The organism is Devosia marina, assembly GCF_009758415.1.
Lineage (GTDB): Bacteria > Pseudomonadota > Alphaproteobacteria > Rhizobiales > Devosiaceae > Devosia > Devosia marina.
In genome coordinates this window covers 43,802-64,719 of record NZ_WQRF01000011.1, presented here as the reverse complement: position 1 = coordinate 64,719, position 20,918 = coordinate 43,802, and the positions used below count along the sequence as shown (strand labels likewise).

Genomic DNA, 20,918 nt, shown 5'->3' with positions numbered 1-20,918 from the left:
GTCGGCATGGCAAATCGCGGCGCAAGATGTGTCACGCTAGAACGCCAATGCCAAGACGCTGACACGGATACACGGATAAGGGAATGGGGCGCTCGGATTGGTTGCGCCAGGTCTGCGAGGGTGCATCAGCCGCCGGCACGCCTGACTAGATGACGCTGTTCCCCTGGATGGCGACATTGGGGAATTGACTGGCATCGGCGGGTAGGTCCCGGCTGACGATCTCATCCCACTGGGCGGCAATAATGGCATGCTCACCACTGCCTGAGACGAGATTATCGCTGATCCGGGCATGCCCCGCACCAGGAGCCACACTGACAGCGATACCAATCGTGCATTCTCTGACCATGTTGTCGTTCACCAGCACGTCACGCAGATATGGTCCCCACCCGACGGCGATTCCCGTCCCGGGGACGCCTTCAATGACATTGCCAGTGACGGCTGCATCAGCTTCGACACCAATTCCATATGGAACCGTGTCTGGATTGTTCGGTGAGCGCTCCAGCAAGTTGCGCACGATATTGCCCTGGCAAACCGCGAGCCGGCCACCGTCGTTGAAATTGGTCATCGAGATGCCAGCCGCCCCACCATCGATCAGGTTGTCGCTGATGATGGAGCCGGAAAACCCGAACTCGGAAAAAATGGAGACCTCGCCGCTGTCCTGACAATGATTCCCGATGACCCGGGTGTTCTTCGTGGCGTTGAGCCGAATGGCGGAAAAGGCGCAATTGACAATATGATTGTCTGATATGCCGACATTGTCGGCACGGAAGACATTGATACCATTGCCGTTCTGACCGTTGCCGCCACCGACCCAGTCAATGTCCGAAATGCGATTGCCCGATAGGCGTGCGCCATCCGGACCACTTTGACTGCGCCAGACGCGAATGCCGCCATTGCCGCAGCGTGCAATGATGTTGCCCAAAATGTCGATGCCGGCACTGTCATTGGCATGTATGGCCGTATCGGCAATATCGGACAACGCGCAATTCTCGATCCTGCCTTGCATGTTGTGCGCTTTGATGCCGGTCCCGGCGGCGCGCAAGAAGGTGCAGTTCTGCACCGTGATGCGCTGGGCATTGGTGATGCTCAGCAGTGCGCCGTCACGCCCCAAAGCGTCAATGCCATCAAAAGTCAGACCTTCAAGTACGACGTCACTGCAATCGCGGAGCACAAGGATGGCGTCCCCGGCCCCCATGCGCAGGGTTGTGCCCGGCGTACCCCGGATGGTGATCGGTCTCGAAACCGCGATGTTGCTGATCTGATAAGTGCCTGCCGCTAGATGAAGTGGCTGCTGCAGCGCGGCGGCGGCATCCACCGCCATCTGAAACTTGCCGGATTGGTCGCCAGTGTCCGTTGCCTCCAGTCCGAACTCAGTTCCTTCGACAAATTGTTGAGCAACGGCGCGTTGGAAGACGCTCATGGACAGGACTGCGGATCCCATTGCTGTGAGAAGCTGCCGGCGGTTTGTCATTGCGGTCTCTTGGCAAGGGAAATGAGGGATTTGGCGTCGCCAGTGCGATGATGCAGAGGGGACCCAGGCACGGTCAACTGCTACTTTACCCCCCGCAGCGATTTCCTTAGTGTTCGATCGTGTCCGCCTCTAGCATTTGTGCGGCCCGGATAGGGACGAGTTGGCGATCAAGGCTTGATGCACACCGCGCGTGCGCTACAGGATCATTTGGGTTCAAGAACCTGAACAGCCAACCGGCGTCAGCTTTGCTGTGAATGAGGAGACCAGGGCACTGACCGACAAGTTCGCATCAGATATGGCGCCGATAGGGCTGCACGTCATGCGCGCACGCGCCTCGAGAATGCTCGCATGGTCGGTGGGTTTCTGGATTTTCTGCGGAGGCTTTGTCCTTATTGAGCCCTCGCCCTACGAACTCGCTTTCCTTGCCGTTCTGGTATTGGCCGTGCTGGCAAATATCGACCTGTACCGTTCAAGCACAGGCCTGCTCGCCATCATCGTGGGGTTCGTCCCCTTTGCGCTGATCGCAGTGTTTCAGGTCGGGAACTCGACCCTGGTCAATGCGATGGTCTTCTCGGCTGTCACCGTTTTCCTGCTGCTGACCAGCTATTTTCTCGCCAACTACGTGGCAGAAGCGACCGACAGGCGCATGCGGCTGATTATGCAGGCCTATACAATTGCGGCCTTGTGTTGCGCGATCATTGGAACGCTTGCCTATCTGGGCTTGATCCCCGGCGCCGAACTTTTCACCCTCTATGGGCGAGCGAAAGCAACGTTCAAGGACCCCAATGTGTTTGGACCGTTCTTGATCCTGCCGGCCATGTTTGCCCTGCAGCGGGTGTTGCTTGGCACCAGGCGTGAGCAGGTTCTCGGCGCTCTGGTTTATGCTGTTCTGACGGTGGGCGTGTTTCTCAGCTTCTCCCGTGGCGCCTGGGGCCATTTGCTGGCGTCTTCGCTGATCGTGCTGATCCTGTGTTTCTGCCTGGAAGCTCGTATCCAGGAAAAACTGCAGATCATAGTCATGACGGTCATTGGTGCCATCGCTATGGTGGTGGGCATTCTTGGTCTTCTCAGTATTCCGGAGGTTGCCGAACTGTTCGCAGTTCGGGCGCAGGGGCAGAGCTACGATATGGGGGAAACGGGCCGCTTCGGCCGGCAGGGCTACGCCTTCGGACTGGCGCTGGAAAACCCGTTCGGACTCGGACCATTCGAGTTCCGGACCTTGAAGATCATGGAGGAGCCCCACAATGTCTATGTATCGGTCCTGCTCAATTATGGCTGGGGTGGTGGCGGGCTTTACTTCCTGCTCGTCGCGCTGACCCTTTGGCGGGGGGTCAAGGGGCTGCTGCGCGCCTCCCCGTACCGACTGATGATGATACCGCTAGTCGCCACGTTTTCGGTGCTGGTCTTGCTCTCCGCGATTATCGACACGGACCATTGGCGGCATTGGTTCCTGCTCGTGGGGCTGATCTGGGGTGTCTCTGCAGCGATTCAGATGGACCCAAGGCGAACCGCACCACGCGCGCAAATGCTCCTCTGAGCTTCACCCCCCTCAGCGCAGGATGACAGGCAAGGGACCCGTTTTCTGGCACAGCGGGCGCTGCTGCTGGTCTTCGAGGCATGCATTGAACGCATGCCTGATATGCCTTGCGCGCCCGCCCCATCTAGGGCATTCACATAACGTCGTCGGACCCGCGCCTGCGGGTGGCTTCTCCGGGCGCCTATCCCCCGGTCACCTACCAGATCGTATGAACATCGATGCAACGGAGCGCCTGAAGCGTTCGGCTGCCGGTCAGACTGCCTCGGGCATGGTCTTTGATTTCCATGTCATTTCACGCGCAGACGACCGCGTTTCGTAGGGCCCGCAACGGGCATTGCCGCCGCCGACCATTCTTCCTTCAGGACATCCCTGTGTCGCGACAGCCGCCAGAAGCCTTCTGACAGCGGCACTCCACAGATGGACCCCAGATGCAAGATTTTCTTCCCCGCATGCGCGCCGAATGGTTCGGCAATATCCGCGCCGACATTCTCGCCGGACTTGTCGTTGCCCTCGCGCTGATTCCCGAAGCCATTGCCTTTTCCATTATCGCGGGCGTCGACCCCAAGGTCGGCCTCTACGCCTCCTTCTCGATCGCCGTTCTGATCGCCTTTGTCGGCGGCCGCCCCGGCATGATCTCGGCGGCAACGGCGGCAACGGCCGTACTCATGGTCACCCTGGTCAGGGATCACGGCCTTGAATACCTGCTGGCCGCGACAGTGCTGGCTGGTTTGCTGCAGATTGGCGCGGGCTTTCTCAAGCTCGGCTATGTTATGCGCTTCGTTTCGAAATCGGTGATGACCGGCTTCGTCAACGCTTTGGCCATTCTCATCTTCATGGCCCAGCTTCCCGAGCTGACCAATGTCACCTGGCTGACCTATGTGATGGTCGCTGGCGGCCTTGCCATCATCTATCTCTTCCCGCGCATCACCAAAGTCATCCCCTCGCCGCTGGTCTGCATCGTCGTGTTGACCGCCTTGTCGCTGGCGCTCGGCCTCGATGTCCGCACCGTAGGCGACATGGGCGCGCTGCCCGATACTCTGCCGGTGTTCCTGATCCCGCAGATCCCGCTCAATTTAGAAACCCTGATGATCATTCTGCCCTATTCGGCCGCAGTGGCCGTGGTGGGCCTGCTCGAATCCCTGATGACGGCACAGATCGTGGATGAGCTGACCGACACCAGGAGCGACCGCAACCAGGAATGCATCGGCCAGGGCATCGCCAATACCGCCACCGGCTTTATTGGCGGCATGGCCGGCTGCGCCATGATCGGCCAGTCGATCATCAATGTGAAATCGGGCGGCCGCGGACGGCTTTCGACCTTTTGTGCCGGGATTTTTCTGCTGTTCCTGATCCTGGTGCTGGGCGATCTGGTCAGCCAGATTCCCATGCCCGCATTGGTGGCCATCATGATCATGGTCTCGATCGGCACCTTCTCCTGGAGCTCGATCAAGAACCTGGCCATCCATCCGCGTAGCTCCTCGATCGTGATGATCGCCACCGTGGTGACGGTGATTTACACCCACAATCTGGCCATTGGCGTGCTGATCGGCGTCCTGCTCTCGGGCATCTTCTTTGCCTGGAAGATTTCGCAGATCTTCCGCATCACTTCGGACCTGTCAGCCGACGGCCGCGAGCGGACCTATACGGTCGAGGGGCAAGTGTTTTTCGCTTCGGTCGAGGATTTCAACGCCGCTTTCGACTTCAAGGAAAGCCTGGAAAAGGTCACTATCGATGTCACCCACGCCCATATCTGGGACATCTCCAGCGTGCAGGCGCTCGACATGATCGTCCTCAAATTCCGCCGCGAGGGGGCCGAGGTCAATCTGGTGGGCATGAACGAGGCCAGCGAGACCATTGTCGACAGGCTGGGCATTCACGATAAGCCCGGGGCGCTCGAACGCCTCATGGGGCACTAGGAGGAGAACGACCACATGGCAAAACTCATCGCCTTCATCGACGGCTCGACCTATGCCCAGAGCGTGCTCGATCACGCCGCCTGGGTGGCCACCACCATTGGCGCCAGTGTGGACGTCGTGCACGTCATCGGCCGCCGCGACCTAGCGAGCACACCGGCCGATCTATCGGGTAGCCTGGAACTGGGCGCCCGCACGAGCCTGCTCAACGAATTGGCCGAACACGATGCCCAGCGCGCCAAGCTGGCCCAGCAGCGCGGGCGGCTGATCGTCGATGCCGGCGTCAGCCGTCTGCTTGAGGCAGGTGTCGAGAGCGCCGTCGGCAAGTTGCGCAATGGCGACGTGGTTGAGGCCGTCCAGGAGCTCGAAAAGGACGCCGACCTGATCCTGATCGGCAAGCGCGGCGAAGCGGCCGATTTTGCCAAGCTGCATCTGGGATCGAACCTTGAACGCGTGGTGCGGACCAGCACCAGGCCAGTACTGGTCGCGTCGCGCGCCTTCCAGCCGGTCAAGCGCTTCCTTGTCGCCTTCGATGGCGGCCCGAGCGTGATGAAAGCGATCAACCACATCGCCACCGGGAAGCTGTTCCCGGGCCTTGAGGGCCACATGGTGACGGTTGGCAAGGATGCCCCGGAAAGCCGCGGCAAGCTCGAGACCGCTGCCAATGTGCTGCGCAGCGCCGGCTACACCATCCATACGCATATCGAGGAAGGCGAGCCGGAAAAAATCATCGCCAGCCATGCCGAGGCCGACCATATCGACCTGCTGGTGATGGGCGCCTATGGGCATTCGCGCATCCGCAGCTTCATCATCGGCAGCACCACTGCCGAAATGGTCCGCTCGGTGAAGCGCCCTGTAATGCTGTTCCGCTGACAGGACCGGCCGGCCGCCGTTCATTTTGTGTTCGGCGGCCGCCACGCTAAGCTCGGTGCCAAAGCCGCTCCGTCGCCAGGGGGACCGCATGCCCAGTCAGTTCGAGCAGAAAGATGCGCCGCGTTTCGAGGCTCTTATCCGCAACGAACTCGCGGAACTGCAGCGCCTGGCCGCCGGCACCGCATCCGATCGGGCGCCCGTTGAGCTCGACCAGCAGAGTGTCGGCCGCCTGTCTCGCATGGACGCCATGCAAGGACAGGCGCTGGCGCAGGCCTCCGGTCAGCGGCGCCAGGCCAGGAAGGTCGCGCTGGAAATGGCGCTGCGGCGCCTGGAAGCCGGCGAATTCGGTGAATGCCTGGATTGCGGCGAACCCATTGCTATCAAGCGTCTCGACATCGACCCGGCCGCCACACTCTGCATTGCCTGTGCGCAAAGGAATGCTGGGTAGCCCCACCAGTCGGTGATAGGCTGATCCAACCCGCCTCGGGCCGAACTCTCGGCCGAATTTTCATATCCATCCGGTCATGCCGGCGCTCTGCCGTGAAAGTCCCACCGTGTCCGTTCTTGCCCCGCCAAAGTCTCCGCCTCTCTCCGAGTTGACGGGCCGCCAATGGCAGTGGATTGCCGGTGGCGCCATGATGACACTGGCCACAATGCCTGGTCAGACAAATTTCATCGCCCAGTTCAACACGGCGCTGCGAACCGAATTCGGGCTGTCACATGGCCAGTTCGGCGGTTTCTACACTCTGGCCACGCTTGCCAGTGCCAGCGTACTGGTCTTTGCGGGGATACTGGCCGACAAGTTTCCCGCCCGGCGTCTCGCCATCATCTGCATGCTCGGCCTTGCCGCCACGGCCTTGATCATGGCTGGGGCGGGCCATGTTGCCATTCTGGTGCTGGCGCTGGCGATGTTGCGCTTCTTCGGCCAGGGCATGTTGAGCCACGTCGCCATGACCACCATGTCCCGCTGGTTCAACCGCTTCCGGGGCCGGGCCCTGTCCTTTGCCGGATTGGGCTTTACCCTGGGTGACGCAGTTCTCCCCTTTGTCCTGACCGTTTCGATCCTGACCTTTGGATGGCGCAATGTCTGGGCCGGTGCGGCGGCCGTGTTGATGGGGCTTGTTGTGCCAGCCATCTGGTTCCTGTTGCGCGATCCGCCCGAGGGCCGCAAAGGGCGCCCGGTCATCCCCAATCCCGACGGCGGGGGCATGCTGGAGCCGACAGGGCTGCAATGGACCCGGTCGCGCGTGCTGCGCGATCCCCTGTTCTATTTCCTGCTGCCCGGAATTATGGCGCCCCCGGCGATCGGGACGCTCTATATCTTCCACCAGGCACACCTGACTGAGGTAAAGGGCTGGGACCTGACGGTCTTTACCGCCATGTTTCCCTTCCTGTCGCTGTCCGTGGCAGTATCCTCGATCTTTGCCGGCTTCCTCGTCGACCGGTTCGGTGCCTGGCGGCTGATGCCTTTCGTGCTCTTGCCCCTGGCCGTCGCAAGCCTGATCCTGGGCACTTTTGCGCCAATATGGTCCATGCCGGTCGCCTTTGTCTGCATCGGGCTGACGCAGGGGATGACCAACCCAGTGGTCGGCGCCTTGTGGGCCGAAATCTACGGCACGGCGCATATCGGTGCCGTACGCTCGCTGGTGACGGCGGCCCTGGTCGCGGCGTCCGCACTCGGGCCTGGCATTGCCGGCTACCTGATTGACACAGGTGCCCCCATTACGGTCCAGACCTTCGGTTACGCAGCCTATTGCGTGCTCGGCTCGATGCTCTATCTGGGCCTGCAGGCGGCCATGTCCCGCCGGGTGGCGACCATCGATTGAAGGATGTCCAGGTCAAGAAGCAGTGTCCAATGTGGATAGCTGAATGGCCCGCGGTTCGCGGCTCCTATCCGCGACGAACGCGCGAGTCTCGATCAAGGTATCGCGGCGGATTGTGCACAGGTGCAGTCCGTCCAGCAGAACCTGGCGACAATCAACACACGGGTGAACCATAGCCAAAAATTTAGACTCTTCGGCTAACTGTCATACCCAGTGCGAGAGGCACACATGTCTCGCATTGCACAATCGAGGGGGCGAGAACCGTGAGCCGCGAAGACGAAGAATTACGACTGAGAAAGCTCCATCAATACAATCTTCTCGATACGCCAAAGGACGATGCCTTTGATCGTATCACGCGTCTTGTATCCGCTCTGCTCGATGTTCCCATTGCCGCGATCACGCTCGTTGATCGTGACCGACAGTGGTTCAAGTCTGAACAGGGATTGGGCATTGAGGAGACACCGCGTAGTCAGTCTTTCTGTGCCCATACGATGACAGGACATGGGCCGATGGTGATCAAAGATGCTTCGGCGGACCGGCGCTTCGTTGATAACCCGCTCGTCACCGGCCACCCTGGTATCCGGTTTTACGCAGGCGTCCCGCTTCGCGCTGCGGACGGCACCCCACTTGGCGCCCTTTGCGCCATCGATTCCAGTCCACGGGATATCGAACCCCACCAGTTGAAGCTGCTCGCAGATCTCGCCAACCTCACCATGGAGCAATTCGAACTGCGGCTGCTAGCGTCACTCGACGGATTGACCGGGGCAATGCGTCGCTCTTCTTTTATGGCAACCGCCGCGCGCGATATGGTCCTGGCTGCCCAAAAAGGATCGCCCCTCTCATGCCTGATGATCGACGCGGACAACTTCAAGAGTCTGAATGACCAGTTTGGTCACGCCGTTGGCGATGAAGCTCTGGTGGCGATTGCCAAGGCCATCAACGACCAGCTCCGGCGCGGTGATAGCCTCGGCAGATTGGGCGGTGAGGAATTCTGCGTGTCCTTGCCTGGTGCAGAACTCAGTGGTGCGCTAGCCGTCGCAGAACGCATGCGAGCGGCCATCGCGGCCATCCGTCTGCAGACGGACACCGGGGAGGTCGGCATTACGGCCAGTTTCGGCGCCGCTACATTGGTGTCATCCGACTCCAGTCCGTCCGATCTGATCCACCGCGCCGATGTCGCCCTCTATGAGGCCAAGAACTCAGGACGAAACCGAGTGGCAGCTTGAAGACCCTTAGCCCTGCCCCAGCGACCCAAGAGCCGACCGGCGGGTAAGGGGCGGATGCCCAAACGAGACAACCACTGATTAGGGGCGCGTTATCGTCAGGCGGCTTCCGATCCTATGTCCTCCGTCCAGTCTTCCAATGTCAGTTCGCAAGGCAGGTTGTGTCACTGTGGACCATCAACACCAAAGAATTGCTCACCCAGGCCAAATCGGCCAGTACAACCGCTCGAGCCTAAATCACGCTGGATAGAAGGTGGGGGCAACGTCACAAAGATTCGACAGACTTATGCGAGAACCAAACATCCTATCGGCGTGACAGGATGCTGTGCAAGAATCCGACTTTCGATTCGAATTCGGCTCTAGCAATTTCAATGACTTAGAAATGGCGGAGAGAAAGGGATTCGAACCCTTGAGACGGTTCCCCGCCTACACACTTTCCAGGCGTGCGCCTTCGACCACTCGGCCACCTCTCCGCATCGCTTCATGCCCGGTCTGGAAAGGCCGGGATCGCGGGTCCCCTGAGGGCCGCTGCAAGCGAGGCGCAATATACTCATCATCGTTTGCGGCGCAAGGGATCACTTTGGCGCGTCCCCGATTGTTTTTGACGGCCCGGATAACCACATCAACCAAGAAACCGGCAGCTTGTGGCGGGTCCTTCTGCATGGCACAAGGCGTTTGTGCCCGGCAGCGGAACGAACCGGGGCCGTTTCGACTTGATCAAGTCAGGCACAGGGAATGTAGATGCGGCTTGTCTTGAGAATATTGGGCACCTGGCTGATTGGCCTGGCGCTGGTTCTTCTTGTGGTTGATGGCACCAAGTCATTGGCGGCCAATGCGCTTGTCTTCACCAGCCTGGGTGGCGCCTGGACCCAGCTTCACCCACCAAGTCTTGCGGCAGTCAGCGGGTTTTTCGAAAGCCGCTTTTTTGCCGATCTGCTCGATGCGGCCATGCAGGCGCTTCTGACCTATCCGGCCTTTGCCGTTCTCGGCCTGCCCGGTATTGTCATCGCGCTGGCCGGCCGCCGGCCGCGTCGCGAGCGCTTCCTGCGTCAGGAACAGATATGAGCCGGCGTAACCGTTTTGCGCTCGTCACTGTATAGAGGGCTAAAAGGAGCAACTGATGTTCTTCCGTCAAATGCCGACCACGATCCCCACACCTGCCGAGGCTCTCCCGGGCCGCGACGAGGTGATGCCTGTCGCGCCAGACCATTTCGTCAATGGCCAGGCGCTCAAGGGGCCTTATCCGGCCGGGGCTGAAACCATCTATTTTGGCCTGGGCTGCTTCTGGGGCGCCGAGCGCCTGTTCTGGAAACTGCCCGGCGTCCATGTCACCGCCGTGGGCTACCAGGGCGGACATACGCCCAATCCGAGCTATGAAGAGGTGTGCTCGGGCCGCACCGGCCATACCGAGGCGGTCAAGGTGGTCTATGACCCGGCCGTGATCAGCCTCGACACCCTGCTCAAGAGCTTCTGGGAAGAACATGATCCGACCCAGGGCATGCGTCAGGGTAATGATGTGGGCACCCAATATCGCTCGGCGATCTACACGACCACGCCCGAACAGGCCGCGCTCGTCGAGAACAGCCGCACCGCCTATCAGCGGGCGCTCGACGCCCGTGGGCTGGGAAAGATCACCACCGAAATCGCCCCGGCCGGGCCTTTCTATTTTGCCGAGACCTATCACCAGCAATATCTGGCCAAGAACCCCAATGGCTATTGCGGCCTGGCAGGCACCGGGGTGAGCTGCCCCATCGGCACCGGCGTGGCCGCCGAATAGCGCGCTGCCGCGATCACGACGTGGCAAGAGGCGTCCCGGCTTGCCGGGACGACTTTTTTTTTTTTTTTTTAGCATGCGCTACGGTAGGATCGCATAGATTTTGAGCGGCCCGCCAACGGAGACGTCCTCCAGCCAGTCCGGCGGCGTGCCGGCGGCCAGCAGGCTCAAGACGGTGTTGGCCTCACCAAGGCCGGTGCCCTGCATTTCCGGCATGGCGGGGCAGGTGACCAGCAATCCCAGCCCGCGCGTCCGGGCAATCTGCCGAGCTTCGCCTACCGGCTGATTGAAGAAGCGGAAAGTGTCCAGGACGCCCGCTTCATTGCGATGATAGGGCGCTGCCACCACGCCATGCGGCGTTTCGAGCAGCAGATGCGCGCCCAGATCAATCGGCGTCATGACCCGTTCCGGCGGCAGGCCGCGCAGATCGGCAAAGGCGTCACCGGCAAGGCAGGGCAATTTGCTGGCGCGGGTCGCGCTGACCAGTTGGGCCCGTCCATCGGGCAGGACATTGACTACGCTGGACACCACGATACTGAGGATTATCCCGGAGCACACCAGCCAGGCACCGGCAAACGACAGGCCAGGCAGCAGTTGGCGGCGGGCCAGATAGCGTTGCCGCGTCGCCGCGATCAGCCAGGCTGCGGCCGGGATGGTGGGCAGAATGGCCAGCCGCGCCCCCCGGATCTGCCCCAGCATGACCACCATTGTGAGCACCAGAAACACCAGCAGTGTCAGCCAGCCCAGCCGCTTTTCTGGTGTCGAGCGAAAGGCCAGGACGGCTGCGACCAGCCCCAGAAAAACCGGTGCACCCACGGTGATGGCATAGGCCGGCAATTCGGGCAGCGAGGCATGCCAGGGCTTGGCTTCGATAATGGCGCCGATCCAGTTGTCCTGCAGCCAGGGATCGAGCGCTGCATAAGGGCCGCCCAGGCACTGTGGATAGGCAAGGACGACAGCAGCGCCTGCGGCAAGCCCGAGTCCGGCCAGCAGCATCAGCCGCTGCCAGGCCTGGCGCGGCGCAGGCAGGCGCGCCACCAGCACAAGGGCGAGCCCGGCCAGGACAGTGGCCAGAACATAAACCGGCGAGATCATGTCGCAGGCCGCCTCCAGCCAGCGGCCGGGCGGCCGGGCCAGCATCAGAAGCCCCGCCATCCCGCCGCTAAGACCCAAGCCAAACCGCATCAGATTGCCGGCGCGGGCCGGGTCGGCGACATAGCCCAGGCCAAAGGCCAGCACTGCGGCCAGCATGACCGGCACCGCTTCAAGGGCGATCGACAGCGCCAGCGCCGCACACAATCCGGCGATCCAGGCAGCACCGGGCCTGCGCAGCGCCACGAGGCTTGCGAGCAGCGTGGCCATGGTCAGAACGATGATCACATTGTGGTGGTCGACCCGGCCGGGCGAAAATTCGGCGAGAATGGCCGGGCTTAGGATCGGCAGAACCAGTCCGGGCAACAATCCGGGCCGCCCCACCAGCTCCAGCGTCGCGCGGGCGCAGAGCCAGAGCAGCACGCCAAGCAGCAAGAGCGGCCAGACCATGCCGGCCACCCACTCGGCTTGTCTGAACTCGGTGAATTGGCGCGCCAGCCAGAGCAGGCCAGCCAGCGGTAGATCGACCAGCCGCGACCAGTGGACTTCTGCGCCGAACGGCGTGTTGAGCCGATGCTGCACCAGATCGTACCAGCCTTGTCCCTCAAGAAAGTCGCGCACCACCACCATGCGCATGGCGTCATCAGTATCGAGAAATAGCGGCACACCGGCGCCGCTGTTGACGCCGCGCCACAACAGGGTGGCGGCGACCAGCACCCAGATTCCCACAAGCCACAGCCAGTCCTTGCGGCCCAGTGTGATTGCGCTCGGCTCTGCCATGATCAATTCTCTCTGCGTCCTGGCGCCGAGCATGACCCGGCACGCGTTAAGGGCGTGTGCAGGGCCGGTTGCGGCGCAAATGCCAGGCTGAACTATAATGTGGCAGAAACCGAGGAGCGTGACATGTCCCAGAGGACACTTCTGGGCCCCATCGGCCAGATCGCCCGCACCGTGAAAGACATTGACGCGGCCAAGGCCTGGTATCGCGACGTGCTCGGCCTGGCGCTCCTTATCGAGGCCGAAGGCATGGCCTTTTTCGATGCTGGTGGCACCAGGCTCTATTTGCAGGGAAGCGAGCATGCCGGACCTGAATCGATCCTCTATTTTCGTGTCGCCGATATCAAGGCGACCCATGCCGATCTGGTGGCAAAAGGCGTAGCATTCCTCCAGCCGCCGCATGCTGTGCACCGGCATGCCGACGGGGCAGAGGAATGGCTGGCGTTCTTTGCCGACCCAGAAGAGCGGCCGCTGGCCCTGATGGCGCTGGTGCAGCCGGAGACCATGAGCATGTAAAAAGACATGTCGCGCTAACCCCTTGCCAACCATTGCCGGGTCAGGATGGGTCTGGATGCAATGTCTGCGTGGTGGACGCGAAAATTAACAAGTTCTCGACTTTGCCGGATTCCGACCCGGCCAAGGCACTGGCGCCTATCCGGCGGCTGGTGTTTGCCGCGTTTGTGGGCGCCCTGCTGGCCGGGGCGGTGCTCATCGGCTCCACCCTGCATGTCATGCAGACGACCGACAGCATCTCCATGGCCAAGGAGCGCGCGCGGGCCGCGCGGGTCGCCGATACACTGGTGGCCCTTCCGGAAGATCAGGTGGAACCCGCCATTGAACGCTTGGGTGAGGTGGCCGGCCTGCGCAATCTTGCGCTATCGCCCGCCGCCGCTTCGGGTGAATATCAGCAATCCATTCCGCTGCTCTCAGGCCCCTATGGCGGTCACTTCCTGACCTGGACCGCCGAGCGTCCCGGTCTCTATCTGTTCAACACCTACGCTCCCTTGCGCGTGCCGCTGATGTTGATGCTGATCGGTGGCGTGCTGGCCTGCCTGTTCGCCATGCTGGGTCATGTGCGGCGTATTGAACATCAACGCATTGCAGCGCAACGCCAGGCGCTGCGTGATCATCTGACCGGCCTGCCCAATCGTCTGGCGCTTGAAGGCGAGCTGTCCCGGCTCGCCGATGGCGAGTGGGCTTTCTCGGTGTTGGCTTTCGATCTCGACCGGTTCAAGCCGGTCAATGACCTGTTCGGGCATCACGCCGGGGACCTCGCGCTGATCGAGGTGGCTCAGAGACTGGCTGCCCAATTGTTGCCAGGCGAGGTCCTGGCCAGGATCGGCGGCGACGAATTCGTTGCCATCGTGCATCGCAACCACCGCACCGATCTCATTCACCTGGCGCGTGATTGCATTGCGGCCATTGGCGAGCCGCTAGACTCGGTGGGCCGGAAAATCAGCGTGGGTGTGAGCCTGGGCATCGTGCAGAATGGCCTTGGGCAGGCGCCCACTACGCTGCTCAGGCAGGCCGACAGGGCGCTCTACGAAGCCAAGCGCGACGATGCCGGCGCGTTCTGCTTTGCCGGTGAGGTTCTGCCCGAGCCGCGCGACGGTCTGGTCGGCAACAGTTCCAGTTCTGAGCAATTGGCGCAAAGCGCCTGAGACAGTGCCGCCGGTCTAGGCTGACCCGTTCATCCGCGGCTTGGGCGACAGGCCGTGCATGAACAGTTGCTCCAGATAGCGCGCCGCATCCTCGAAGCGCCCTTCGCCATTGCGTCCCTTGCCCAACACGGCCCGTACCTGCACGTCGAAATCGGCATAATGCTGCGTGGTCGCCCAGATCGAAAAGATCAAATGATAGGGATCGGTACGGGCCAGCCGTCCCTGCTCCATCCAGGTCAACAAAATCTTGGCCTTTTCATCCACCAAGGCCTTGAGGTCGATTTCGATCATCTCGCTGATGCGCGGTGCGCCCTGCAGCATTTCATTGGCGAACAGCCGGCTTTCGCGCGGAAAGTCCCGCGCCATCTCCAGCTTGCGCCGTATGTAGGAGCGGATTTCGGTGAACGGGTCGCCGTTCTGGTCAAAATCGCGCAGCGGCGCCAGCCAGGTGTCGAGCAGCGCGGCGATCAGCCGACGGTGAATCTCTTCCTTGCGCGGAAAATAGTAGAGCAGGTTCGGCTTGCTCATTCCGGCCACTTCCGCGATCTGGTCGATGGTCGAGCCGCGGAAGCCGTGCACCGAAAACACTTCCAGCGCCGCCTCGAGAATGATGTCCTGCTTTTCCTTCTGGATGCGGGTCAGCGGTCGCTGCCGTGGTGGCGGATGGGTCGCGGCCGCTTTGGCATCGGCCTTGTGCTGCCGCCTGGCGGTGACCGGAGGGTGCTCGACGGCTTTCAGTTTTTTTCCGGACATTTTCGCCTTGCGGGAATGTGTAGGGATGCTAACATTTTTCCAACTGGTCAAAATTTCCGGGGTTCGGACCGCCGCGTCAAGACCCAAAACGAGGCCAGGCCAAATTCAACGGGAGCGAGCGTTCGTGTCCACTTCGTCCAATGTTGCGCCAAACGACCTCAGCGCGTTCTGGATGCCCTTTACGGCAAACCGGCAGTTCAAGAAGGCGCCACGCATGTTCGTGGCCGCCAGGGACATGCACTACACCACCTCCGATGGGCGCCAGGTGCTCGATGGCACGGCCGGCTTGTGGTGCGTCAATGCCGGTCACGCGCGCCCAAAAATCGTCGAGGCTATCGCCCGGCAGGCTGGCGAGCTCGATTATGCCCCTGCCTTCCAGATGGGCCATCCCAAGGCGTTCGAACTGGCCAATCGCCTGGTCGATCTGGCCCCCGATGGCCTCGACCATGTGCTGTTCACCAACTCCGGTTCGGAATCGGTGGAAACCGCGCTCAAGGTTGCGCTGGCCTATCATCGCGTCAAAGGCGAGGGCAGCCGCACCCGGCTGATCGGCCGCGAACGCGCCTATCACGGGGTCAATTTTGGCGGCATTTCGGTCGGCGGCATCGTCACCAATCGCAAGATGTTCGGCACGCTTCTCACTGGCGTCGACCATATGCCCCACACCCATAACCTCGCCGAAAACGCTTTCTCGCGTGGCCTGCCCGAGCATGGCGCCGATCTCGCCGACGAGCTCGAACGCATCGTCACCCTGCACGATGCCTCCACCATTGCGGCAGTCATCGTCGAGCCGGTGGCCGGCTCGACCGGCGTGCTGATTCCGCCCCCCGGCTATCTCAAACGCCTGCGCGAGATCACCAGGAAACACGGCATTCTGCTGATCTTTGACGAGGTCATCACCGGCTATGGGCGCCTCGGCACCCCCTTCGGTGCCGATTACTTCGGCGTCACGCCCGACATCATGGTCACCGCCAAGGGTCTGACCAATGGTGTCATTCCCATGGGCGCGGTCATGGTCTCGGCCGAGATCCACGACACCTTCATGCAAGGTCCTGAACATCTCATCGAGTTCTTCCACGGCTACACCTATTCGGGCAATCCGGTCGCCTCGGCCGCGGCGTTGGCCACGCTCGACACCTATAAGGAAGAAGGACTGCTGACGCGCGGCGCGGCGCTGGCCAAGACCTGGGAGGATGCGTTGCACTCTCTCAAGGGCCTGCCGCACGTCATCGATATCCGCAATATCGGCCTGGTCGGCGCCATTGAGCTTGAACCCATTGCCGGTTCGCCCACCAAGCGTGCCTTCTCAGCCTTCCTCAAGGCCTATGAACAGGGCTTGCTCGTGCGCACTACCGGCGACATCATCGCGCTGTCCCCGCCGCTGATCATCTCGGAAAGCCAGATCGACGAAATCGTCTCGACCCTGTCGGGCATCCTCAAGACGCTTGAATAGAATGGAACAAATATTCTATACAAAGGAATATAGAATGAACGTTCCCAATCTGGAGGGGAAACCCTGATGCACGTCATCGAAAACGCCGTCGCCGGCAAGCGCTATGTCTCGTCATCCACCCGCCGCGTCCCGGTGTACAACCCCGCCACGGGCGAGCAGAGCGCCGAATTGCCGCTCTCGACCATGAGCGAGTTGAACGCGGCGGTCGAAAACGCGGTCAAGGCGCAGGTGGCCTGGGGCAATACCCCGCCCATGAAGCGCGCCCGCGTCATGTTCAAGTTCAAGGCGCTGCTCGATCAGCATGCCCACGACATCGCCCGCGAGATTTCGCGCGAACACGGCAAGGTGCATGACGATGCGCTGGGCGAAGTGGCGCGCGGCATCGACTGCGTCGATTTCGCCTGCGGTATCCCGCAACTGCTCAAGGGCGAGTTCTCCCGGAATGTCGGGCCCAGCATCGACAGCTATTCGGACCGCCAGCCCTTGGGTGTCGTGGCCGGCATCACCCCCTTCAACTTCCCGGCCATGGTGCCGATGTGGATGTATCCGGCCGCAATCGCCTGCGGCAATGCCTTTATCCTCAAGCCCTCCGAGCGCGACCCGTCCGCTTCCATGCTGGCCTGGAATCTCTTCATGGAAGCCGGACTTCCCGAAGGCATTCTCAATGTCGTGCATGGCGACAAGGAAATGGTCGACGGCATTCTCGACCATCCCGACATCAAGGCCGTGTCCTTTGTCGGCTCCACCCCGATTGCCGAATATGTCTATCAGCGCGGCACAAAGGCCGGTAAGCGCATGCAGGCGCTGGGCGGGGCCAAGAACCACATGGTCATCATGCCCGACGCCGATCTCGACCAGGCTGCCGACGCGCTGATGGGCGCCGGCTATGGCTCGGCCGGCGAGCGCTGCATGGCCATCTCCGTGGCCGTACCCGTGGGCAAGGAAACTGCCGACGCACTTGTTGCCAAGCTGAAGCCCCGCGTCGAGAGCTTGAAGATCGGTCCGGCCACCGACAAGGACGCCGAAATGGGTCCGGTGGTCACCAAGATGCACCGCGACAAGATCCTGGGCTATATCGACAGTGGTGTCGAAGAGGGCGCCAAGCTGGTCGTTGATGGCCGTGGCTTCAAGCTGCAGGGCTATGAAGAAGGCTACTATGTCGGCGGCACCTTGTTCGACAATGTCGAGCCGGACATGAAGATCTATAAGGAAGAAATCTTTGGCCCCGTGCTCTCGGTTGTCCGCCGCGACAGTTTTCAGGACGCGGTCGATCTGATCCACGGCCATGAATATGCCAATGGCACGGCCATTTTCACCCGCGACGGGGATGCCGCCCGTGCATTTGCTGACAAGATTGAAGTGGGCATGGTCGGCATCAACGTGCCCATCCCGGTGCCGGTTGCCTACCATTCCTTCGGCGGCTGGAAGCGGAGCCTGTTCGGCGACCATTCCATTTACGGCCCCGAAGGCGTGCATTTCTACACAAGGCTGAAAACCGTCACAACCCGCTGGCCCGCCGGCATCAAGGGCGGCGCCGAATTCAGCTTCCCGAGCGTGAAGTAGGATCTGATGGTCAGCGTCACAGTCAAATCGCTGACCACCCGCTCTCTCTCCGGCGCGGAGGGAGAATATGGCGCCGATACACTATCCTCCCGGCCCTGCCGTCCGCCTCAGCGCGACGGCGGGGTCATTTGTTTTGATCACCTGAACGACGAGTAAGCATCATGACATCTCCCGGCGAAAACCTTCGGATCAATGGCGACCGGCTCTGGGAGAGCCTGATGGAGATGGCGAAAATCGGCCCAGGCGTTGCTGGCGGAAATAACCGCCAGACCCTGACCGACGCTGACAAGGAAGGGCGCGAACTCTTCGCAAAATGGTGCGAAGAGGCGGGGCTCACCCTTGGCGTCGACCAGATGGGCACCATGTTTGCCCGCCGCGAAGGCACCGATCCCGATGCCCTGCCGGTTTATGTCGGCAGCCATCTCGATACCCAGCCCACCGGCGGCAAATATGATGGGGTGCTCGGCGTGCTGGGCGGGCTCGAAGTCATCCGCTCGCTCAACGATCTGGGCATCAAGACCCGCCATCCCATCGTCGTGACCAATTGGACCAATGAAGAGGGCACCCGTTTTGCCCCGGCTATGCTGGCCTCGGGGGTGTTTGCCGGCATGCATGAACTCGATTGGGCCTATGACCGCACCGACGCCAAGGGCCTGCGCTTTGGTGATGAGCTCGAACGCATCGGCTGGCGGGGTGAAGAACAGGTGGGCGCGCGCAAGATGCACGCCTTTTTCGAGCTGCATATCGAGCAGGGGCCGATTCTTGAGGCCGAGGGCAAGGATATCGGCGTCGTCACCCACGGCCAGGGCCTCTGGTGGCTCGAAGTCACGCTGACCGGCAAGGACGCCCATACCGGCTCAACCCCAATGAACATGCGCGTCAATGCCGGCCTCGGCATGGCCCGAGTGACCGAGGCGGTGCACCGCATTGCCATGGCGCATCAGCCCAATGCCGTGGGCGCCGTCGGGCAGGCCAATGTCTATCCCAATTCGCGCAATGTCATTCCGGGCAAGGCGGTGTTCACCATCGACATTCGCTCGCCAGAACTGGACAAGCTCACCTCGATGCGCGAGCAGATCGAGGCCGAGGCGGCAAAAATCGCCGAGGAGCTGGGCCTCGGGTTGTCAATCGAGCCGACCGGCCATTTCGATCCGGTGACGTTCGATGAAAACTGCGTCAAGGCCGTCCGCGACGCCGCCGACCGGCTCGGCTACAGCCACCGCAACATCGTCTCGGGCGCCGGGCACGACGCCTGCTGGATCAACCGTCTCTACCCCACCGCCATGGTCATGTGCCCCTGCGTCGATGGCCTCAGCCACAACGAGGCCGAGGACATCTCCAAGGAATGGGCGACCGCAGGTGCCGACGTGCTCTTCCACGCCGTGGTCGAGACAGCGGGGATCGTGGAGTAGTTTCAGGAATTTGACACTCGCCACGGCGCTCAGGAGAAGGCGCAGGCAGGATGTGACACCAAGAGACAAGGGAACGCATTATGAGCACAGTCATCAAGAACGGCACGATCGTTACCGCCGACCTCTCCTATGAGGCCGATGTGAAGATCGAGGGCGGCACCATTGTCGAGATCGGCAAGAACCTATCGGGCGACGAGACGCTCGACGCCACCGGCTGCCTGATCATGCCAGGCGGCATCGATCCTCATACCCATCTCGAAATGCCCTTCATGGGCACCTATTCGGCGGATGACTTCGAGAGTGGTACACGCGCGGCCCTCTCGGGGGGCACCACCATGGTGGTCGATTTCTGCCTGCCCAGCCCCGAGCAGAGCCTGCTCGATGCGCTCAAGATGTGGGACAACAAGTCCGGCAAGGCCTCGACCGACTATTCCTTCCACATGGCCATCACTTGGTGGGGTGAGCAGGTGTTCAATGAGATGGCCGAGGTCGTCGACCGCGGCATCACCTCGTTCAAGCACTTCATGGCCTATAAGGGCGCGCTGATGGTCAATGATGACGAGATGTTCGCCAGCTTCCAGCGCTGCGCGGCGCTCGGCGCGCTGCCGCTGGTCCATGCCGAAAATGGCGACGTGGTTGCGGCCATGACCGCAAAACTGCTCGCCGAGGGCAATAACGGCCCCGAAGGCCATGCCTATTCACGTCCCCCGGAAGTGGAGGGCGAAGCCACCAACCGCGCCATCATGCTGGCCGACATGGCCGGGGTGCCGCTCTATGTGGTCCACACCTCTTGCGAACAGGCGCACGAAGCCATCCGTCGCGCCCGGCAAAAGGGCATGCGGGTCTATGGCGAGCCGCTGATCCAGCATCTGGTGCTCGATGAGAGCGAATATTTCAATCCTGACTGGGATCACGCCGCCCGCCGGGTCATGTCGCCGCCCTTCCGCAACAAGCAGCATCAGGATTCGCTCTGGGCCGGGCTGCAGGCGGGCTCGCTTTCCTGCGTCGCCACCGACCACTGCGCCTTCACCACCGAACAGAAGCGCTTCGGCGTCGGCAACTTCTCGAAAATCCCCAACGGCACGGGCGGCCTCGAAGATCGCCTGCCGGTGCTCTGGACCAAGGGCGTCAATACCGGGCGGCTGACGCCAAATGAATTCGTCGCCGTCACCTCGACCAATATCGCCAAGATCCTCAACCTCTACCCCAAAAAGGGTGCGGTCATGGTCGGCGCCGATGCGGACCTGGTCGTCTGGGACCCCAAGCGGAGCAAGACCATCTCGGCCAAGTCCCAGCAATCGGTGATCGACTACAATGTGTTTGAAGGCTTCGAGGTCACCGGCCTGCCGCGCTTCGTCTTGAGCCGTGGCAAGGTCTCCATCGTCGAAAACGAGGTCAAGGCCGAGCCGGGCCATGGCAAGTTCGTCGCCCGCGAGGCGAAAAACCCGGTGAACCGGGCGCTCAGCCAATGGAAGGAAATCGTCGCCCCCCGCAAGGTGGAGCGGACAGGCATTCCAGCGACGGGGGTCTAGGCAGCACCGTGACCAATATAGCGGCACAACGCGCCACGCCTGTACTTCGCCGCTTCAATGG

At 61.7% G+C, this 20,918-nt stretch carries 16 protein-coding genes, 1 tRNA gene, 1 pseudogene and 1 other annotated feature; of the genes and pseudogenes, 14 read left to right on the top strand and 4 right to left on the bottom strand.

All coding sequences use genetic code 11. The annotated features are described in order from the left end of the window. Nucleotides 1-145: 145 nt before the first annotated feature. Entirely contained in the window at nucleotides 146-1,471 is a 1,326-nt protein-coding gene (locus GO014_RS17995; RefSeq protein ID WP_157291690.1) for a TIGR03808 family TAT-translocated repetitive protein, read from the bottom strand. A gap of 340 nt (nucleotides 1,472-1,811) precedes the next feature. On the opposite strand from GO014_RS17995, the gene GO014_RS17990 reads away from it, so the two are divergent. From GO014_RS17990 to GO014_RS17965, 6 genes and pseudogenes are all read left to right on the top strand, one after another. Next, a complete protein-coding gene (locus tag GO014_RS17990) occupies nucleotides 1,812-3,008 on the top strand; it encodes an O-antigen ligase family protein (RefSeq protein WP_157291689.1) in 1,197 nt (398 codons plus the stop codon). 145 nt (nucleotides 3,009-3,153) lie between these two features. Next, nucleotides 3,154-3,206 (top strand) — a sequence feature (sul1 is cis-regulatory element that is thought to sense ions involved in sulfur or methionine metabolism; They are found in Alphaproteobacteria). A gap of 230 nt (nucleotides 3,207-3,436) precedes the next feature. Next, on the top strand, nucleotides 3,437-4,924 hold the full coding sequence (locus GO014_RS17985) for a SulP family inorganic anion transporter (RefSeq protein ID WP_207785202.1): 1,488 nt from the start codon (nucleotides 3,437-3,439) through the stop codon (nucleotides 4,922-4,924). Nucleotides 4,925-4,939: 15 nt separating this feature from the next. After that, nucleotides 4,940-5,794, top strand: coding sequence for a universal stress protein (locus tag GO014_RS17980; RefSeq protein ID WP_157291688.1), 855 nt, complete (start codon nucleotides 4,940-4,942; stop codon nucleotides 5,792-5,794). An 88-nt stretch (nucleotides 5,795-5,882) separates the two neighbouring features. Further along, a pseudogene (locus tag GO014_RS17975) lies at nucleotides 5,883-6,185 on the top strand (TraR/DksA family transcriptional regulator); the annotation flags it as partial. A 163-nt stretch (nucleotides 6,186-6,348) separates the two neighbouring features. Further along, nucleotides 6,349-7,620, top strand: coding sequence for an MFS transporter (locus GO014_RS17970; protein ID WP_210252481.1), 1,272 nt, complete (start codon nucleotides 6,349-6,351; stop codon nucleotides 7,618-7,620). Nucleotides 7,621-7,880: 260 nt separating this feature from the next. After that, nucleotides 7,881-8,843 (top strand): diguanylate cyclase, encoded by a 963-nt coding sequence (locus GO014_RS17965; protein WP_157291685.1) that lies wholly within the window; start codon nucleotides 7,881-7,883, stop codon nucleotides 8,841-8,843. Between the two features lie 380 nt (nucleotides 8,844-9,223). Here the strand turns inward: GO014_RS17965 and GO014_RS17960 are convergent. Next, a tRNA-Ser gene (locus GO014_RS17960) sits at nucleotides 9,224-9,313 on the bottom strand. 268 nt (nucleotides 9,314-9,581) lie between these two features. Between GO014_RS17960 and GO014_RS17955 the strand changes: the two genes are divergently transcribed. Further along, nucleotides 9,582-9,905: a hypothetical protein gene (locus GO014_RS17955; RefSeq protein WP_157291684.1), complete on the top strand. Its 324-nt coding sequence runs from the start codon at nucleotides 9,582-9,584 to the stop codon at nucleotides 9,903-9,905. Nucleotides 9,906-9,960: 55 nt separating this feature from the next. Continuing rightward, complete coding sequence (gene msrA / locus GO014_RS17950; protein ID WP_157291683.1) at nucleotides 9,961-10,617, top strand: peptide-methionine (S)-S-oxide reductase MsrA; 657 nt, start codon at nucleotides 9,961-9,963, stop codon at nucleotides 10,615-10,617. A 78-nt stretch (nucleotides 10,618-10,695) separates the two neighbouring features. Here the strand turns inward: msrA and GO014_RS17945 are convergent, their stop codons facing one another. Next, complete coding sequence (locus GO014_RS17945) at nucleotides 10,696-12,486, bottom strand: hypothetical protein (protein WP_157291682.1); 1,791 nt, start codon at nucleotides 12,484-12,486, stop codon at nucleotides 10,696-10,698. Between the two features lie 123 nt (nucleotides 12,487-12,609). Here GO014_RS17945 and GO014_RS17940 point away from each other — a divergent pair, with 123 nt between their 5' ends. Then, entirely contained in the window at nucleotides 12,610-12,999 is a 390-nt protein-coding gene (locus tag GO014_RS17940; protein WP_157291681.1) for a VOC family protein, read from the top strand. 68 nt (nucleotides 13,000-13,067) lie between these two features. Further along, nucleotides 13,068-14,144, top strand: a complete 1,077-nt coding sequence (locus GO014_RS19585) for a diguanylate cyclase domain-containing protein (RefSeq protein WP_157291680.1) — start codon at nucleotides 13,068-13,070, stop codon at nucleotides 14,142-14,144. A 15-nt stretch (nucleotides 14,145-14,159) separates the two neighbouring features. Here GO014_RS19585 and GO014_RS17930 read toward each other — a convergent pair whose 3' ends face one another. Beyond that, nucleotides 14,160-14,897, bottom strand: coding sequence for a TetR family transcriptional regulator C-terminal domain-containing protein (locus tag GO014_RS17930; RefSeq protein ID WP_157291679.1), 738 nt, complete (start codon nucleotides 14,895-14,897; stop codon nucleotides 14,160-14,162). A gap of 172 nt (nucleotides 14,898-15,069) precedes the next feature. On the opposite strand from GO014_RS17930, the gene aptA reads away from it, so the two are divergent. The 4 genes from aptA to hydA all read left to right on the top strand — a co-directional run bounded on the left by aptA (nucleotide 15,070) and on the right by hydA (nucleotide 20,857). Further along, nucleotides 15,070-16,350 carry an omega-aminotransferase AptA gene (gene aptA / locus GO014_RS17925; protein WP_157291698.1) on the top strand — a complete coding sequence of 427 codons (1,281 nt, stop codon included), beginning with the start codon at nucleotides 15,070-15,072 and terminating at the stop codon, nucleotides 16,348-16,350. A 66-nt stretch (nucleotides 16,351-16,416) separates the two neighbouring features. Beyond that, complete coding sequence (locus GO014_RS17920; RefSeq protein ID WP_157291678.1) at nucleotides 16,417-17,913, top strand: CoA-acylating methylmalonate-semialdehyde dehydrogenase; 1,497 nt, start codon at nucleotides 16,417-16,419, stop codon at nucleotides 17,911-17,913. Between the two features lie 161 nt (nucleotides 17,914-18,074). After that, nucleotides 18,075-19,325 (top strand): Zn-dependent hydrolase, encoded by a 1,251-nt coding sequence (locus GO014_RS17915; RefSeq protein WP_157291677.1) that lies wholly within the window; start codon nucleotides 18,075-18,077, stop codon nucleotides 19,323-19,325. Nucleotides 19,326-19,405: 80 nt separating this feature from the next. After that, the gene (hydA, locus tag GO014_RS17910; RefSeq protein WP_157291676.1) at nucleotides 19,406-20,857 is read left to right on the top strand and encodes a dihydropyrimidinase; all 1,452 of its coding nucleotides are present in this window, start codon (nucleotides 19,406-19,408) and stop codon (nucleotides 20,855-20,857) included. Nucleotides 20,858-20,918: the final 61 nt, after the last annotated feature.